The organism is Xenorhabdus lircayensis, from assembly GCF_016306625.1.
In the GTDB taxonomy this organism is placed as follows: Bacteria; Pseudomonadota; Gammaproteobacteria; order Enterobacterales; family Enterobacteriaceae; genus Xenorhabdus; species Xenorhabdus lircayensis.
On sequence record NZ_JACOII010000064.1, the window covers coordinates 1 to 1,521 of the forward strand.

At 46.8% G+C, this 1,521-nt stretch carries 1 protein-coding gene; it reads right to left on the bottom strand.

Annotated features, from left to right (window positions below; genetic code table 11):
* Positions 1 to 65: 65 nt before the first annotated feature.
* On the bottom strand, positions 66 to 1,412 hold the full coding sequence (locus H8A87_RS17415) for an ISNCY family transposase (RefSeq protein ID WP_198691190.1): 1,347 nt from the start codon (positions 1,410 to 1,412) through the stop codon (positions 66 to 68).
* Positions 1,413 to 1,521: the final 109 nt, after the last annotated feature.

The following is a 1,521-nucleotide window of genomic DNA, read 5'->3' on the forward strand; positions in this document are numbered from 1 at the left end:
TGTCTATCCAAAGTTAAAATGTCACCCAATCCTCCAAAGTAGAAATGTCACCTTTGAGTTTGCGATTATCGTTTTAAACTGGCTCTGAATTCTTCTGGATTGACCAGCACCGGATTGATCGCTTTGAGTTGTTCCAGTGCCCTAAGCTGCGCTCTACGTTTAGGCATGTGCTGGCTGCGACCTCGTTTACCCGCCTGACTCAGCTCTTCCTGTTTGAGTTGAGCTAACTGGAGTACCGCGCCCAGTCTTTTGTTATCAACTATACGCCCCTGGTCAACGCAGGCTAGTTTGTCAAAGGATTGGTAGGTCAGGCTACGGTGGCCATACTTGAAGGATATCGTCCCATCTGGATAGTCGTACGACATGATTTTTTCGCCAGCAATTCGTGAGTTTTCTTCTGTAGGGGCAACAAGATAAAGATTTTTATCGTATTGAAACGTCAGTGATTTCGATAGCGTTCTCACACTTTGCCAGGCAAAAATATCTTTAAGCTCCTCTCGCGTTTCAGTTACGGGACGGTGTAAGTCCTTGGGGAACTTAGCAGGGCGGGCAAAGCGGCGGTTAAAGTCGGCTATAAAGCACTCCAGCCACGCATTAGCGTCCTCAATGGTGCTGATACCCTCAAGCCTCATCTCTTTGATGAGTCGGTCCTGAAGTGTTTTATTGGCCCGCTCGACACGCCCTTTGGCCTGAGGGCTGTTTGCACAAAATAGCTCTATACCGAGGTCATGCAGGGCACGACCATACTGAGTCACGGCTGTATTGCGCTTTTCTTGTTGGCTGACTCGAAATATAGAATGCTTATCACTGTAAAATGCAACGGGTTTACCATATTTATCAATGTATTCGCGAGTGGCCACCATATAATCAAAGGCTGATTCTGTTTCGCCAAACCTCAGATGCATGAGTTGGCCTGTGGCATCATCGATGTAAACAAGAAGGCAACATTTTGGTGCTCTACCTTCAAACCAGTCGTGGTGAGAACCATCGATTTGAATCAGTTCTCCCAGACAATCTCGGCGATATCGAGGTTGATAAACACGGGGTTTTCGCTGGGCATGAGGAACCCAAAGGCCATCGGCGATCATCCAGTTGCGGAGTGTTTCAACTGAGACGGACAGCCCATGTTTTTCCAGCAATTTTTCGGCGGCTAATGTAGGGCCAAAATCCCGATATTTTTCATGTAATAACAGAAGTGCACTTATCCTAAACGATTCAGGTAGCCTGTGATTGCTGGGCTGGCCTCGCTTTGAGCTTGTTATGCCTGCTGCACCCGATTGACGATAGCGGTTCATTAAACGCTGAACTTGACGTTCGGATATATCAAGCTGATGAGCGGCATCTCTACGACGGAGGCGCTTATCGCAAACGGACCGGATCACATTGAGACGATTGAGTTCTTTTTCTGACATTGTCACTAACATCCGGAAGTCCCTGCGACATAAAAGATTTCATCCTTTATGCCGTAAAAAGGGACATTTCTATATTGGAGAAAAGTGACATTACTATATTGCGCCTACA